The sequence below is a fragment of the Campylobacter sp. IFREMER_LSEM_CL2127 genome, from assembly GCF_025771745.1.
Lineage (GTDB): Bacteria > Campylobacterota > Campylobacteria > Campylobacterales > Campylobacteraceae > Campylobacter_D.
Genome location: NZ_JAKMQV010000002.1, coordinates 133,252 through 148,903, shown reverse-complemented (window position 1 = coordinate 148,903; position 15,652 = coordinate 133,252). Strand labels below are relative to the sequence as shown.

Annotated in this window: 15 protein-coding genes and 1 tRNA gene; 2 read left to right on the top strand and 14 right to left on the bottom strand. The window is 30.3% G+C overall.

Annotated elements, in window-relative coordinates:
• Positions 1-29: 29 nt before the first annotated feature.
• From L8V77_RS02480 to L8V77_RS02460, 5 genes are read right to left on the bottom strand one after another with little or no spacing between them, the layout of a single operon-like run.
• Positions 30-986: a KpsF/GutQ family sugar-phosphate isomerase gene (locus L8V77_RS02480; protein WP_412175129.1), complete on the bottom strand. Its 957-nt coding sequence runs from the start codon at positions 984-986 to the stop codon at positions 30-32.
• Positions 987-994: 8 nt separating this feature from the next.
• Complete coding sequence (locus L8V77_RS02475) at positions 995-2,653, bottom strand: polysaccharide biosynthesis/export family protein (RefSeq protein WP_263706547.1); 1,659 nt, start codon at positions 2,651-2,653, stop codon at positions 995-997.
• Entirely contained in the window at positions 2,653-3,771 is a 1,119-nt protein-coding gene (locus L8V77_RS02470; protein ID WP_263706546.1) for a capsule biosynthesis protein, read from the bottom strand. Before L8V77_RS02470 ends, L8V77_RS02475 begins: the two co-directional genes overlap by 1 nt.
• Positions 3,743-4,432, bottom strand: coding sequence for an ABC transporter ATP-binding protein (locus tag L8V77_RS02465; protein ID WP_263706545.1), 690 nt, complete (start codon positions 4,430-4,432; stop codon positions 3,743-3,745). Before L8V77_RS02465 ends, L8V77_RS02470 begins: the two co-directional genes overlap by 29 nt.
• Positions 4,429-5,205: an ABC transporter permease gene (locus tag L8V77_RS02460; protein WP_263706544.1), complete on the bottom strand. Its 777-nt coding sequence runs from the start codon at positions 5,203-5,205 to the stop codon at positions 4,429-4,431. Before L8V77_RS02460 ends, L8V77_RS02465 begins: the two co-directional genes overlap by 4 nt.
• Before the next feature lie 81 nt (positions 5,206-5,286).
• Between L8V77_RS02460 and L8V77_RS02455 the strand changes: the two genes are divergently transcribed.
• Entirely contained in the window at positions 5,287-6,084 is a 798-nt protein-coding gene (locus tag L8V77_RS02455; protein WP_263706543.1) for a ferritin-like domain-containing protein, read from the top strand.
• Here L8V77_RS02455 and L8V77_RS02450 read toward each other — a convergent pair.
• From L8V77_RS02450 to acpP, 9 genes are all read right to left on the bottom strand, one after another.
• The gene (locus L8V77_RS02450; protein ID WP_263706542.1) at positions 6,081-7,253 is read right to left on the bottom strand and encodes a diaminopimelate decarboxylase family protein; all 1,173 of its coding nucleotides are present in this window, start codon (positions 7,251-7,253) and stop codon (positions 6,081-6,083) included. The genes L8V77_RS02455 and L8V77_RS02450 overlap by 4 nt on opposite strands.
• Positions 7,243-8,766: an AMP-binding protein gene (locus L8V77_RS02445; protein ID WP_263706540.1), complete on the bottom strand. Its 1,524-nt coding sequence runs from the start codon at positions 8,764-8,766 to the stop codon at positions 7,243-7,245. Before L8V77_RS02445 ends, L8V77_RS02450 begins: the two co-directional genes overlap by 11 nt.
• Positions 8,756-8,986, bottom strand: coding sequence for a hypothetical protein (locus L8V77_RS02440; protein ID WP_257937924.1), 231 nt, complete (start codon positions 8,984-8,986; stop codon positions 8,756-8,758). Before L8V77_RS02440 ends, L8V77_RS02445 begins: the two co-directional genes overlap by 11 nt.
• 40 nt (positions 8,987-9,026) lie before the next feature.
• On the bottom strand, positions 9,027-10,061 hold the full coding sequence (locus tag L8V77_RS02435; protein WP_263706538.1) for a hypothetical protein: 1,035 nt from the start codon (positions 10,059-10,061) through the stop codon (positions 9,027-9,029).
• Position 10,062: 1 nt separating this feature from the next.
• The gene (locus tag L8V77_RS02430; protein WP_263706537.1) at positions 10,063-12,147 is read right to left on the bottom strand and encodes a DUF4910 domain-containing protein; all 2,085 of its coding nucleotides are present in this window, start codon (positions 12,145-12,147) and stop codon (positions 10,063-10,065) included.
• Between the two features lie 124 nt (positions 12,148-12,271).
• Positions 12,272-12,347, bottom strand: a tRNA-Phe gene (locus tag L8V77_RS02425).
• Between the two features lie 68 nt (positions 12,348-12,415).
• Positions 12,416-13,351 (bottom strand): acetyl-CoA carboxylase carboxyltransferase subunit alpha, encoded by a 936-nt coding sequence (locus L8V77_RS02420; RefSeq protein ID WP_263706536.1) that lies wholly within the window; start codon positions 13,349-13,351, stop codon positions 12,416-12,418.
• Between the two features lies 1 nt (position 13,352).
• Positions 13,353-14,567 (bottom strand): beta-ketoacyl-ACP synthase II, encoded by a 1,215-nt coding sequence (locus L8V77_RS02415; RefSeq protein ID WP_263706535.1) that lies wholly within the window; start codon positions 14,565-14,567, stop codon positions 13,353-13,355.
• Positions 14,568-14,593: 26 nt separating this feature from the next.
• Positions 14,594-14,827: an acyl carrier protein gene (acpP, locus tag L8V77_RS02410; protein ID WP_039617517.1), complete on the bottom strand. Its 234-nt coding sequence runs from the start codon at positions 14,825-14,827 to the stop codon at positions 14,594-14,596.
• 145 nt (positions 14,828-14,972) lie between these two features.
• On the opposite strand from acpP, the gene tenA reads away from it, so the two are divergent.
• Positions 14,973-15,638, top strand: a complete 666-nt coding sequence (tenA, locus tag L8V77_RS02405; RefSeq protein WP_263706534.1) for a thiaminase II — start codon at positions 14,973-14,975, stop codon at positions 15,636-15,638.
• The last annotated feature ends 14 nt before the right edge of the window (positions 15,639-15,652 follow it).

The window sequence follows — 15,652 nt, the reverse complement described above, 5'->3', positions numbered from 1 at the left end:
TTTTTAGTTTTTTAATGTATCATAAAAATTTAAACATTGCCTATCGCGTAAAGTTGTATAATGCCTACTGTTTTTTCATCTTGAGTGACAACTATTTCTTTGATTTTGTGTTTTAGCATAAGCTCTTCTGCTTCACTTGCCATAGCACTTGCTTCTATAGTTTTAGGTTTTTCACTCATGATTTCTTTAGCTTTAAAATCAAATCTTGGCTTATCATTTGCTCTTAATGCTCTTCTTAAATCCCCATCTGTGATGATTCCAACTAGTTTTTCATTTTCAAGTACTATACAAAGCCCTAACTTACCGCTAGTCATCACATCAACTAACTCATTAAATTCACTCTCAGGGCTTACTATAGGTAGATTATTTGACACCATCAAATCACCCACTCTAGTTAAAAGCTTTCTACCCAAGCTTCCCCCTGGATGAAATAAAGCAAAATCATCAGGTCTAAAATTCCTTGCTCTCATCAAAGCTACTGCTATAGCATCACCCATCGCTAAAGTAGCCGTAGTAGAAGAAGTTGGAGCAAGTTGAAGCGGGCAAGCTTCTTTTTTTACTGCTATGTTTATAAAAATATCAGCTTGTTTGGCTAGGGTAGAGTTTTGATTTCCAGCCATGACAATTAAAGGAATTTTTCTTTTTTTAATTACTGGTATAAGCTTTAAAACCTCTTCAGTTTCTCCTGAATTTGAAATAGCTAAAAGCACATCCTCACTTGTGAGCATACCAAGATCTCCGTGCAATGCTTCGCCTGGATGCATAAAAAAGCTCGGGGTACCTGTGCTAGCCAAGGTTGCAGCTATCTTAGCTCCTATATGGCCTGATTTACCCATACCACTTACTACACATCTACCTTTGATAGATAAAATCAGCTCAATGGCTTTATTAAAACCTTCATCTAAATTATCGCATAAATCTAAAATCGTTTTTGATTCTATCTCAAAAACTTCTTTGGCTATTTTAATTGCATCGATTTGACTCATCTAAATTCCTATATATTTAACACTACATTAGTTGCAATAGCTATTTGATATAAAATTTGTGTTAGCATGCTAAAAATTTGTAAATTTTGGCTATCTACTTTTGGTAAAACTAAAATAGAATCTCCTGCTTTGATATCTGCTGAGCTTCTACCGCTGTATTTAGTTGCTTTACCATTAGCATTGATAACTAAAACTCTTGATATATCTGCTCTATCGCTAAAACCACCTGCTAGGTTGATATAATATCTTAATTTTTCTTTATCCATATATACAAATGCACCTGGTATAGAAACTTCACCTTGAACCAAAACAAGATTATTTTTACTAGGTACATTTACTACATCACCCTCTTCTAATACTATAGAATTATACGCTTTGACATTGTCTATAACGATTTGTCCTTTTGGTTGGGCTTGCTTTGCACGCGCAATAAATTCTAAAATCGTCTTAGCTTGAGTAGCTCTAATGCTAGCTTGCTCAGCATTGACTGAAGAACTTGTTAGAGCTAATGTTTCAAGCTCTTTAAGTTGGGCTTCTATAAGTTGTTTTTGAGTAGTCGCTACACTTTTTCTAAAAACCTGCAAGGCATTAATGTTTGATTGATCATTAACTGTAATCATTTTAGCAAGTTCAGCTAAAGTTGTACCTTTTTTTATCACCACTGAGTGCAAACCACTATGCTCACCTTCTATACTAATGCTAATATTTTGTGCTGTATAATCAGGTCTAAACTCTATCTCATCGCCATTATATAACTTCACACCTAAAAACTGCTTTTTGCTGTAAGCATCCACATGTAATTTATGATCATCTCTATAGCTTTTTACCACAGCATTAGTTACTATAGGTTTAGCTCCTGCGACTTTGGCTATATCTTCTAAATTTAAAATATCATTACTGAGCTCAAATCTAAAAGGCTTTTGCACATCTCCTTCTACAAAAACATACTTTTGCACACTACCCACTAAGATCACATCGCCCATTCTAAAAGGAAAAAGATCAAGCTGGCCTTTAAGTAAAAAGTCATATAAATCTACCTTTTTAATGACTTTATTATCTCTTAAAATTTGAATATCTCTAAAGCTACCATATTCTAAATTAATTCCACTTGCTTTATCTAAATACTGTATAATAGAATCTGAACTTAGTCCTTGATAAAGGCCTGGTTGATTTACATTTCCTGTAACAAATACCGATACATTTTGGTAAATATCCATATCTGCATATACATAAACATTGCTTTTATAGATTTTATTAATAGCTTTTGTAATGACTTGCACTAAAGCACTATTTTTCACACCCAAAAGATTAATCGCACCTACTTTTGGTATAAAAATATTTCCTTGAGAGTCTACTGTTAAGGTTTGTATAAACTCTACTGCACCCCAAATTTTTACATTAATCCTATCGCCCACTGCTAGTTTATAATCAGGGTTGTAAACATGTTGGGTAAATTTAGTAAAATTTCCATTAAACAAATGCGCACCAAATACTTTAGTAATCGGAGTTTGAGTTTGGTTAAAATCACTTTGGTTGCTATCGTAATTTATAATTTGTGGCTCTAAAGATGGAGCCAATGGCTGATTTTGAATTTTCGCAATTTGAGAAACATCTACCGCAGAAAATAAAAACAAAGGTAAAAGTAAAAACAAAAATATCTTTTTCATTAGTATCTATGCTCCTCTATAATCATTTTAATAAATTTAACAATTCCATAAATCAAAGATAAAATCATAAAAGCCGTGAGTATATTATACAAAGCTTCTGGGTATTTAGCACTTTGAGGTAAACTTGGACTTTGCACTATAACCACTTGTTTTATCTTTCTTAGAGCTTCAATCCTAGCGCTCTCATAAGCTTTTAATGCAGCTGTATAAGCACTTTCTGCAAAACCTGCCTCTATGGTTAGATCTTGAAATTTAGCTACAAGATCATTAAGTTTTTGAGAGGATTTTGATGATGAAACTTTAGATTTTTCTTTTTGAAGTTGTTTTTTTAAAGCTGTGATTTCACTTTTTATAGTGACAATTTGCGGTGCATTATCATTTATATAGCTTTGCATCATCAAAAGCTCAGCTTCTTTAGCTGCTATTTTTGATTCAAGTTCGGCTATGAGTTTTAGAGTACCTTCTGCTTGTTTAAGTGGATCAAATACTCCATATTTATTTTGAAAAGCTAAAAGCTCATCTTTAGCCTTTTGATATCTTTTTTTAAATTGCAAAAGTTCTTCTTCAGCAAATTGCATTTGATCTCTTGCAGCTTTGTGTGAAATTTCATTGATAAATTTTTCACTTTCTTTAACTATAGTTGAAGCTATTAAATGTGCACTTTGTGGGTCAAAACCTTCTACTTCTACGCGCAAAAGTCCATTAGCTGAATTTTCTTGAGTAATTTTAACACGGTTTTGATAATACTTTAAAAACTCTTCTTGGTCAGCTGATGAAGAAATACTATAAAAAAAATCAAGTTTTTGCTTTTGATATAACTCGCGAATTTGAATTTTTTCTTCTAAAATATTTAGCATATCTAAAGAATGAATGTAAGATTTTAAAAAAACTAAGTCTTCAGTAGAAAAAGAATTATTCGTCAATAATGCGGCTAATCCACTTACTGCTGTACTACTATCCGAAGTAGTTGATTTCACACTTAAAACACTTTCACTCACATAGCGATTTGCTGCTATAAAAACATAATAAAATATAACAAATGCCGTTAAAATCAACACTATTTTGAAAGAATTAAATATTTCTAAATTTTTAAACTTTTTTGATAAATCTATTTGCATTTATTTTTCCTTGATATACCGCTATACCTTCATCTACATCATCATATATAGTAGCTTGTCCATCTTGCATAAATATAATTTTATCACACCATTGTTTAATTTCAGCTACATTGTGTGAAACCATGATAACTTTTGATCTACTTAATTTTTCTTTATAGATTCTAGAGCTTTTTTCTCTAAATTTAGGATCTCCCACAGCACCTGCCTCATCGATTAAATAATAATCAAAATCAAATGCCATACTTAAGCCAAAAGATATCCTAGCACTCATGCCTGCTGAGTAAGTATTCATAGGCTCATCAAAAAATTTACCAAGCTCAGCAAAATCTTCAACAAATTTAATCTTTTCTTCTAATGCCTTTCCTTTATAACCATATACTCTAGCCACAAAGCGCGCATTGTCCCTTGCTGAAAGTCTGTGTTGAAAAGCACCTGCCAAACCTAAAGGCCAAGATAGTTTTTTATTAGTTATAATTTTACCTCTATCAGGAAGCAAGGAACCACTTAAAAGTTTCATTAAGGTTGATTTTCCAGCACCATTGCGCCCCATTAAACCTATACTGCAATTTTCAGGAAATTCAAAACTTAAATTTTTAAAAACATAATGCCTTCCACCATTACGCAAAGGAAAAGATTTGGTTAAATTAACTAATTTTATCATCGTACCGCTATCAACTTTTCTCTAGTAAAATAATAAAAAAACAATCCTAAAAACAAAATCACACTTAAACATACAATAGGATAGTAGTAATTATAATCATCAAGTAATGGATAATTTTGAAAAAAATTATATTTTAAAAGTTCCATAATATGTAAAAGTGGATTGTAATATAAAATATCTAAAATAGGTTTGGGAACTACCCACACAGGAAATACCACCAAAGAAGTCCAATATAAAATAGCATTTAAATAACCCAATGCCATTTTTAAAGGCTCCGCAAAATGTCCTACTATAGCAAAACACATTCCCATAGCAAAACCAAACACTATAAGCAAAAAAAGCGAAAACATCACTTCTAAAAAATGCTTAGGTATAACTTGCATATGCAAAAACCATCCTGCTAAAAACATTACACAAATAAAAATAGTAAAATAAATGCAAAACTCAAGCAATGCTCTTGCAATAAAAACATGTATAGGTCTTACTGGTTTGTAAGCATATAGTGCCAAATTTGCACCTATACCATTTAAAAGTTGATTAATAATACTTCTAAACATAAAAAAAGGTATAATTCCTACTGCTAAAAATAAAAAGATAGAAACACCTTCAGGCATGATTTGATGATGAAATTCTCTAATAGCTGCTATAATAGAAGTGATTATCAAAACCACCATCATAGGCTCTCCGATTACCCAAAAATAGCCTAAATATTTATTAATACCAAATCTTGTCTTTAACTCTCTAAAAAAAAGAGCATGTATGACATTAAACATATTTTTAGCAAACCTTTTTAAATTTTCAAAATTTTTATATTATACTTTTTTATCTTATATAATATTTAACAAGGTTTAAAAATGAAAAGAAATTTCTTTGAAGAATTAGAAAAAATTTTATATCATAAGGATATTTTTAAAAAGATTGAATTATTTAATGAATTTTATGAAAATTTCAAATCTAATTTGTATGATTTTAATCATTCCCATAAAGCGATCATTTGTGAAAACTCACAAGTTAAAATCCTTCATCCTATGAAAATAAGACGTCCAAAAGAAGCAAATAGCACTTTATCTTTAGCTAAAATCTTACATTCAGTTGCACATATAGAATATAGTGCTATAAACTTGGCTTTAGATGCTAGCTATAGGTTTAAAAACTTGCCATTGAAATTTTATCAAGATTGGCTTGAAGTAGCTGATGAGGAAATTAAGCATTTTTTACTTTTAGAAAAAACTTTAAATGAACTTGGTTTTAAATATGGAGATTTCCATGCACATGATAATCTTGAAAAAGCCTTATTTTTAACCAAAGATAATCTTGCTCATAGAATGGGCATAGTGCATAGAGGACTTGAAGCAAAAGGACTTGATGCTAATCCTTTTGTTTTAGAAAAATTAAACACAACTAATCATCCCATAAAAAGTTTATTTAGTGAAATTTTTACCATTATACTAAATGATGAGATTAAACATGTAAATAAAGGGGATTTTTGGTGGAATTATGCAAAAAACGAAAATGATAATTATATTGATCTTTGTGCCAAATATAAAGAATTTAATCTTTTAGGAAAAGTATATAACAAAACAGCTAGAATTCAAGCAGGATTTAATGAAAGCGAACTTCAAGAACTAGATAATTTTTATAATAAAAATTAAAAATTTAATTCAAAAATTTCTTTAAAATCTCTAGCTACTAGTATATTTTTATTATCAAGTAATAAAACTTTTGGTAATGCACGACTTAAAAACAAATATATACCCTCTGTAACACTATAAGCACCAATATTTTCAAAAACAATCAAATCGCCTATTTGAGGATTATCAAGCTGTTTTCTTCTAACTAGCACATCTCCACTTGTACAAAGAGCCCCACATATACAATAATCTTTTTCTTGTTTATAAGCATTACTATTTATTGATATATGACGCATAATAGGAATTTTCATTCCCATAATAGAACCATAATAATTAACATGATTTATCCCGCCATCAAGCAAACAATAATCACATTCTCCTGTATTTTTTACATCCAAAATACTAGCTAAGTAGTATCCGCAATATTGAACCATAAACCTACCTAGCTCAATACGCATTTTAACTCTATCAAGATTTAATTCATCAAGTTTGGTTTTTAAAATACTTAGTGGTTTTAAAGTATCACTAAAATCATCATCTTCAAACATGCTCACATTAAGTCCTGGACCATACTCAATGATAAACTCATCCATTTTTATAATACTTGTAATTTCATTTTTTAAATCTAATAACAAATTTAGATCTTTTAATTGCAAATCTATTTTTTTACGTTGCGTACCAGCATAATAATGCAAACCACTAAACTTAATATTTTGATATTTATGTAACATATTTATGGCTTTTATAATATCCTTTTTACCCATACCAAATTGCGATCCAGTCGAAAGTCTTAACAATATACAAATTTTACTATCAAGATCTAGAGTACATTTATTTATGAGTTCTAGTTGATTTAAAGATTCTGCAGTAAAAGCTTTTACACCATATTCTAATGCAAGCACTACATCATCATATCCTTTTACAACACCAGAATATATAATTTGCGATGCTGGAATATTTAATGTTATACAAATTTGTAATTCTCCTGGAGAACAAACTTCTATTTTCTCAATATTTTTTGATATATAAGTAGTCAAAAATGGATTTGCTTTCATTGCAAAGCATAGTTCGTATTTATTATCTAAAATATCTTTCATAGCTTTAATACGACTTAAAAGAGCTTGAATATCAAATAAAAAACTTGGAGTGCTATGTTTTTTAGCAATATTTAACAATTCTTCATTTTTCATATATCATTTCCCTTAATTTAGCTCTATCAATTTTTCCATTTTTATTCAGTGGTAAATTTTCTAGTTTAAAAAATACCGATGGAAGCATATATGAGATTAATTGATTTTTAAGATATTGTATCAAATCATCAACACTAAGCATCCCACTATAAAATAAATATATTTTATCACACTCATAAATAGCACAGGCTAGTTCAATACCTTTTATACCCATAGTCGCAATCTCTATATCTCCAAGTTCTATCCGGCGTCCCAAATGTTTAATTTGAAAGTCATTACGTCCTTGAAATACTAATTCTCCTTGTTCGTTGTATTTTCCCATATCACCGGTTTTATAAGTTCTCTCATAATATTTTAAATTTAAAGGATTTTGTATAAAGGCTTCATTGGTGCGTTTAAAGTCTTTATAATATCCAAGTGCAACATTTGGCCCGCTAACACAAATTTCACCTATTTCATCTTTTTTCTTTACTTCATATGGCTTGCCATCGTTATCAAAAGCTAATAAAAAAACTTTTTGTCCTCTAAAAGCATTACCTATAGGAAGTTTTTTATATTTCAAACAATAATCATTTTTTATTTTATAAAAAGCACAATTACAAGTAATTTCACTTGGTCCATACAAATTTACAAATTCAGTTTTGGGTAGGTTTTTTTGCCATATATCTAGCTGATTTAATGGCATAACTTCGCCACTAAAAAGAACTTTTTTTATACCTATGGGAGTGCAATACTTAAAAACTCTAAATGATGAAAGCAATGTTAAAGCACTTACAGCCCAAATTAATATACTTATTTTATATTGTATTAGCAATTCTACTAATTTCACAGGAGATGTAAAAAGATATTTATCTATTAAAAAAACACTAGCTCCAAGATATACTGCGCTATAGATATCTTTAATACTTACATCAAAATCAAACGGAGCTTGATTTGCAAATATATCATCGCTTGAAAATTTAAATTCATTAACAAACACAGGGATGAAATAAAGTACATTAGAATGAGTTTTAACCACGGCTTTTGGTAAACCTGTGCTTCCACTAGTAAAAATTATATCAAGAATATCATATGGCTCATACTGACTTTGTATTTTTTCCAAAACATCATTTTGGATTTCATAATTTAATACCTTAGCAATATCAACAATTTCTCTATTTGTAATCTTTGAAATATCATCAAAAAGCGCAGTATTAGTAAAAATAAATTTAGGTTCAATAATTTCAAGCATTTTTTCTATACGATTTTTAGGATGGTCAATATCTATAAAAGCATAAGCAACCCTTGCCATTGCACAACCAAATATCATAGCAATACAATCAATATTTTTATTCATATAAATAGCTACAATAGAATTTGCTTTAGTTTTGTGATGAAGCAAAAAACTCGCAATACGCTTAGATTTATCCAAAAGATCAGCATAATTTATACTATCATTTTGAGTAAAAAAAGCTATTTTCTCAGGATATAATTTTGCAGAATTTTCTAAATACCAAACTACATTATTTATCATTCTTAATATGTTCTACCATTGCCATTATTGCAGATATTGAATTGAAATTTGAAGATTCGATGTATTGAGGTTTGATTTCTATGTCAAATTTAGCCTCTAACTCCATTATAATTTGCAATATATCAAAACTACTAATAATCCCATCACTAACTAAATTTTGATTTTCTTCAAAGTTTATTCCAGGCTTAATGCTTTGTAAAATTTCCAAAATATCATTCATCATGTTCTCCTAAATATAATTAACTTTTAAAATAAAATTATCACTTTCTAACCATATCGCATTTTAGCAAATCATATGCAACAGCAATATCCTCACAAATCATTCCACCGCTTGAAAAAACCATAGGTTTATTAGTCTGCAATAATTCCTTTTTTCGACCAGCTAAGATATCAAATATATCAATTATCTCATCTTTAGCGCAACGCTTTTCTTTGACTAAATCTATAAATCTACTACCCAAGCTAGAAAATTTAGGATAAACCGGATATCCAAATTCTTCTAAATAACTTTCATACATTGCATAATTATCCGCTATTTTAATAGCTTCATTAATTAAAAAATCATCACTAAATTTCACAAAACTAAGACAAATTGTAAGTGAATTTTCTTTAAGCCATTTGGAGCGAATAATAGGCATATCAGCTAAAGTATCAAACTCAAAACCAGGATTTATGCTAATAATATCACTGTTTTTAACCGCTTCTTCAATGTTATCAACCACCAAAAACTCTATGTTAGTATTATTTTTAAATTCTGAGATTAACTTAGCAACTCCTAACTCACTCTTTCCTTTAACTTTGATCTTTTTTATATTTGGGTAAATTTGCAATATTCCTTGAATAAAAGCAGTATGTATGCGACCAGCACCTATGAGTCCTAGTTCATAAACGTCTTTTTTAAGTAACTTTGCAGCATATAAACTTAACGCAGCAGTTCGGTAAGTAGTAATATCATTAGCAGGTAAAATAGCTAAAGGAAAACCTGTATTAGGCTCATTTAGAATAAGTGTATATGTCGTAGTTCCCTCTACTGCACCACGTAAATTTGGTCCGTGCCATTTAAGACCTACTAAATTATATTCACCACCAAGCCATCCAGGCATTGCAATGTATGTATTTTTTTGTCTATCATCTCGTGCAAAGCTAATTCTCATGCCATGTGAATTAGCATTTGAACCACCCATAGTGTAAGCTCCAGTATTCATAACTTTATACATATTTTCTATGGAATTTACACATTTACTTATATCTAATCTTTTTTTAATTTCACATTCACTAATATATTTTGTTTCCAAATTACCACCTCTTTAATTCAACCAAATGCGCAGTTTCTAAAAGTTTAGCAATTCGTATGAGTTCTTTTAAATCACATTTATTCTTTTTGGCAATTTGACTTAACAACTCATTATCTTTACAATTAAAAGCATTAAAAAATAATTTATCTTTATTATAATCCATTCCATCAATATTTTCTGCAAATAAATTTCCAGAAAAAAATTTTTTAATTTTTAAGTCATTTTCATAAAAAAACAATAATTCCAAGACAAGTTCTATTGATTTTTCAAGGTTTAATAAATTTGCATTTTCTAAATTATCAAAACTACTAGCATGATTTGCACATAATATTTTTTCATTATTGAAATTTAATTTTCTACAAAAATAAATCATGCGAGTTTTAAACTCATTAAACATATAACTATCACTTGCAAAGGTTTGAAAATCATATACAGATGTGTCATTTTTAATAGATATATACTCAATAATAGAACTTAAACTCAGATTAATCTTATGTGATGTAGTTATACTTAATGGATTTTTACTAGCCAGATTATCTAAAAGCACAAGTAAGTGAATTTTTTCTTTATTTTTATCAATACGGCTAAAATAACAATCAAATCCAACATCCTCAGGAGCAATTACTAATTTATATGAATAATATGTTTTTTTCTTACTCAGAGCTTCTATTATTTTTAAACCAGCAATCACACCGCTTAAACCATTGTTAAATTGATAAGGGCTTGATAGATTTGCACACAATAAAATACATTCATCACTCTGGCCTTGAATTTCTAACTCGCCAACTTTTAATTCTCCATAGGAAAATAAACTATCTATTTTTACTTTATATCTTGATTCTTTTAAACATTGCATTTGTTTTTTTGTGCAACATAACCCCCAAGTTCTTTCATAAGGCTTGTTGATGCAAAGTATTTCATCATCGGTGCTGTTTTTTAAATTTGGCATATGTAAATGTTTAAGTAATTCTTCATAAGTAACTTCACCATCAAATGGTAAAGAATAACGCATAACATGCAAGGGATTTTGATCAGTAGAAAACACCAATTCGCCATTCATTTTGCAAAGATATGCTTCTTTACATATCCATCTTTCAGGAACTATCCATTCAAAAGCTTTATACCCGCTTGTAAATTTGTAAATTTTCATATTAGTATATAACGATTTTAATGCATAAAGAGCAGCATCATAACCATCACTAACTATATCTCTTGGGAGATTATAAAGATTTTTAACCAAACTTGAAATACTTGTATCATTTAATATAGTATTAAAATATTGAAAGCCGGTTCGCTCTTTTTCTTTTTCAATCAAATCACATTCTGGACCTACGGCGGTTATCCATGGATCTTTACTAAATTGTTTAAATGCAAATTCTTTATAAGTTTGAGCTTTAATAGAGCTTACAAATCCTTTTCCAAGCGGTGCAGATTTAATTAATCCAGCTTCTATACATTTTTCCATCATTCTTTTAAAAGTAGGATAAGCATTAGAGCAAAGTGGGCGTACATTGTATACCCAAGATATTTTTCGAATGCAATCTTTATCTTTAATATTGCCTGTAAAAAATTTTTTATATCTATGCGAAACTTTAAATTCTTCCTCATAAGAATGCAAGATAGTTGCCCATCGCAACTCCACACCTATACACAAAATCTTACCACCCAGACGAGTAAAACGATCAAAAAATGAATTTTCACCAAATGAAGTATTAGCATAAATTTTAGTAATAGATTCAGCCTGAGAACCTTTGGCAGCCACCGATAAAAATGGATCTAAACTACGATATACCCCTTTTTGTTTCCAAAAATATTCGCTAAATTGCCCCATAGTAGGACAAGGAGTGGTTTTTGGATCAAAAATTTCATTATTACCAAACGAATATGTAAATGTTGGGACAACCAATGTTCCATCTGCTATAATTTCCATTAAGGAATCCATAATAGAAGCAGAAAGTTCATCTGAATTTTTCACACCTTCCATAATCATACCTAAACGATCAAGCCCGCAATGAACCATAACTAAATCACCAGCATTAATATCTACACTACGTATAGCATTTATAAAATCAGATTTAGTATACACCCCCCCCCCAATCTAGCTTAAAACATTAAAAACATAAGCGTTTTCTAACTAAAAAAGAATTATATCTATAAAAACTTAAAATATTATTCTGATATTATGCATAGGTAAAAAGTATATTCGAAGATGGTGGTTAGAGGCAGAATCGAACTGCCGACACGCAGATTTTCAGTCTGCTGCTCTACCGACTGAGCTATCCAACCACTGAATTGAAGTTGTAATTATACAATAGTTTTTTTAAAAAAAGTTGAAATTTGCATAAAAATGCAAATCATTCAGCAAAAGCTCCAAATTTAAAGATTTTTTGCATTCTTAATGCAGCTAATTCGCGTTTATCGTATTGTTCTAATTCTTCTATAGCTTTTAAGACATAATCACTTAAATTTTTAATCGCATTTTCTTTATCTCTATGAGCTCCACTCATTGGTTCTTCGATAACATCATCAATTAAACCTTGAGTTTTTAAATCATCAGCAGTTACTTTCATCGCCTTAGTAGCAGCTTCACTTTTTGATGGATCATTCCATAAAATAGCAGCACAACCCTCAGGTGAAATCACAGAAAAAACTGAATTTTTCATCATAGCAAGTTTATCAGCTACTCCTATAGCCAAAGCACCACCGCTTCCACCTTCGCCTATAACCACTGCTATAGTGATTGTTTTAAGGGTGCTTAACTCATATAAATTTCTAGCTATAGCCTCACTTTGACCACGCTCTTCAGCACCTACTCCTGGGTAAGCACCCGGAGTATCTACTAAAAATAACACCGGTATGTCAAATTTTTCAGCCATTTTTGCTACTCTTAGAGCTTTTCTATAACCTTCAGGATGAGGCATACCAAAATTTCTATGAAGTTTATCTTTAGTACCTCTACCTTTTTGCTCACCTATAACAATAACTTTTTTACCACCTATATAGCCTGCATAACACACAATAGCAGGATCATCTCTAAAAGCGCGATCGCCATGAATTTCATAAGCATCACTTAATATAGCTTGAATATAATCAAGTGCATAAGGACGATCAGGATGTCTTGCAAGCTGTAAGCGTTGGTAATCGCTTAAATTTTTATAAACTTTTTGAGTTTCTTTTTCAAGGTTTTTTTCTAAAATTTTTACTGCTTCATCATCGCCTTTGATTTTAGCATTTGCTAAATCCTCATCAATTTGCTGAATATTTTTTTCAAAATCTAAATAAGAAGCCATATTAATCTACTTTTTTGAAAATCACACAACCATTTGTTCCACCAAAACCAAAAGAATTGCTCATTACAACATTAACTTCGCTTTTTCTTGCAGTATTTGGTATATAGTCAAGATCGCAATTTTCATCTGCTACGATTTGATTGATAGTTGGCGGTAATACACCTTGATCAAGTGCCATTAAAGAAATAACAGCCTCAATAGCACCAGCAGCACCCAAACAGTGACCTGTTTGACCTTTTGTAGAACTAACTAAAGGAATTTGATCTTTGAAAAGCTCTTTAATAGCTGCTGTTTCATTTTTATCATTTACCGGAGTAGAAGTTCCGTGTGCATTAATATAATCTACTTTTGGATTTCCTGCCATTTTTAAAGCTTTTTTCATAGCACGCAATGGCCCTTCTAAAGTAGGCGAAGTGATATGATATGCGTCTGCACTTTCGCCAAAACCTACTAACTCAGCATAAATTTTAGCTCCACGCTTTTTAGCAGCCTCATACTCTTCAAACACTAAAGCACCAGCACCCTCACCCATCACAAAACCATCTCTTTCTTTATCAAATGGTCTTGAAGCCTTAGCTGGATCATCATTTCTAGTAGAAAGAGCTTTCATAGCAGCAAAGCCACCTATACCCACAGCACAAATGGCCGCTTCAGCACCTACTACAAGCATTTTATCTGCACTACCTAAAGCTATGCTTTTATAAGCTTCACCTATAGCATGAGTTCCTGCTGCACAAGCAGTTACGCATGAGATATTTGGTCCTTGTAATCCATGCTCGATTGAAATAATCCCACCAAGCATATTAACTAAAGCTGATGGTATGAAAAAAGGAGTGATTTTGCGTGGTCCACGCTGTGCGCAAGTAACGGAATTTTTTTCTATATTTGGCAAACCACCTATACCAGCTGCTGAAACTACACCAAATTCTTCTTTATTTAAAGTTTCATCAAATTTAGCATCTTCCATAGCTTCTCTTGCTGCTTTAATACCAAGTTGTATAAAACGATCTATTTTTTTAACCTCTTTAGCATCACAAACACTTAAAGGGTCAAAATTTTTTACTTCAGCAGCAATTTGCACTGGAAAATCAGTGGTATCAAAAAGGGTGATTTTATCAACGCCACTTTTACCATCACAAATTGCTTTAAATGAGCTATCTTTGTCTAAGCCAAGGGCATTGATCATTCCTATACCTGTTACTACAACGCGTTTCAAACCGCACTCCTTATTAAAAATTAAAATTATTTTTGAAGATTTTCTATATAATTAACAACATCTTCGATTTTTACTAGTTTTTCAGCATCACTGTCTGGAATTTCTACATCAAATTTTTCTTCTAAAGCCATAACTAATTCAACAACATCTAAAGAATCTGCACCTAAATCTTCAATGATTTTTGATTCCATTTTAACTGCATCTTCATCAACACTAAGTTGCTCAACAACTACTTTTTTTACATCATCAAAAATTGCCATTTTTATCTCCTAGTTTAAAAAATTAAACCACATTTTACAATAAAAAAATAAATTTCTTGTTTAAAAAGTTAAAAATTAAAGATTATTACGAAAAATTTAATTATCTGTGTTTAAATAAAAGCTTAATTTTTAACAAAGGAAATTAATGCTTTTAGATAGACTTATAAAAGAAAATAAAAAAACTTGGGATCAATACATCCATCATGAATTTGTAAAAAAACTTCAAAATGGCACTTTAGAAAAAGATGTATTTTTATTTTATCTTAAACAAGATTATATCTTTTTAAACAATTACGCAAAATGCTATGCCCTGCTTGCTTTAAATGCAAATAATGCTAAAGAAATTCAATTTGCCATTAAAAATCAAAACTACACTTTAGAAGGAGAATTGGAACTTCATAGAAGTATTTTAAAACTAGGTATTGATGTAGAAAAACTAGATTATAAAGATGAAAGTTTAACTAATATTGCTTATACAAGATATTTACTAAGTGTGGGGCAAAATGGAGATTATTTAGATATGCTATGTGCTTTGAGTGCTTGTGCTATAGGTTATGCATACATAGGAGAAGAAATTTATAAAGGACTTAATGAAAAAAGTTTAGAAAATCACCCTTACAAAGAGTGGATTTTAACCTATGCGGGTAAAGAATTTCAAGATGAAATCAAAGAATTTAAAGACTTTTTTAATTCTTATGCAAATAGCATTAGTGAAGAAAAATTTAAAAAGTTAAACGAAATTTTTTATACTACCGTAAGACTTGAAACAGCCTTTTGGCAACACTCTTTAGAGCAAAAAATGGAAATTTAATCATCATAAAGATG

Excerpts from the sequence above, each read along its gene's own strand:
- L8V77_RS02480 (WP_412175129.1), bottom strand. The coding sequence starts at position 986 with ATGAGTCAAATCGATGCAATTAAAATAGCCAAAGAAGTTTTTGAGATA.
- L8V77_RS02475 (WP_263706547.1), bottom strand. The coding sequence starts at position 2,653 with ATGAAAAAGATATTTTTGTTTTTACTTTTACCTTTGTTTTTATTTTCT.
- L8V77_RS02470 (WP_263706546.1), bottom strand. The coding sequence starts at position 3,771 with ATGCAAATAGATTTATCAAAAAAGTTTAAAAATTTAGAAATATTTAAT.
- L8V77_RS02465 (WP_263706545.1), bottom strand. The coding sequence starts at position 4,432 with ATGATAAAATTAGTTAATTTAACCAAATCTTTTCCTTTGCGTAATGGT.
- L8V77_RS02460 (WP_263706544.1), bottom strand. The coding sequence starts at position 5,205 with ATGTTTAATGTCATACATGCTCTTTTTTTTAGAGAGTTAAAGACAAGA.
- L8V77_RS02455 (WP_263706543.1), top strand. The coding sequence starts at position 5,287 with ATGAAAAGAAATTTCTTTGAAGAATTAGAAAAAATTTTATATCATAAG.
- L8V77_RS02450 (WP_263706542.1), bottom strand. The coding sequence starts at position 7,253 with ATGAAAAATGAAGAATTGTTAAATATTGCTAAAAAACATAGCACTCCA.
- L8V77_RS02445 (WP_263706540.1), bottom strand. The coding sequence starts at position 8,766 with ATGATAAATAATGTAGTTTGGTATTTAGAAAATTCTGCAAAATTATAT.
- L8V77_RS02440 (WP_257937924.1), bottom strand. The coding sequence starts at position 8,986 with ATGAATGATATTTTGGAAATTTTACAAAGCATTAAGCCTGGAATAAAC.
- L8V77_RS02420 (WP_263706536.1), bottom strand. The coding sequence starts at position 13,351 with ATGGCTTCTTATTTAGATTTTGAAAAAAATATTCAGCAAATTGATGAG.
- acpP (WP_039617517.1), bottom strand. The coding sequence starts at position 14,827 with ATGGCAATTTTTGATGATGTAAAAAAAGTAGTTGTTGAGCAACTTAGT.
- tenA (WP_263706534.1), top strand. The coding sequence starts at position 14,973 with ATGCTTTTAGATAGACTTATAAAAGAAAATAAAAAAACTTGGGATCAA.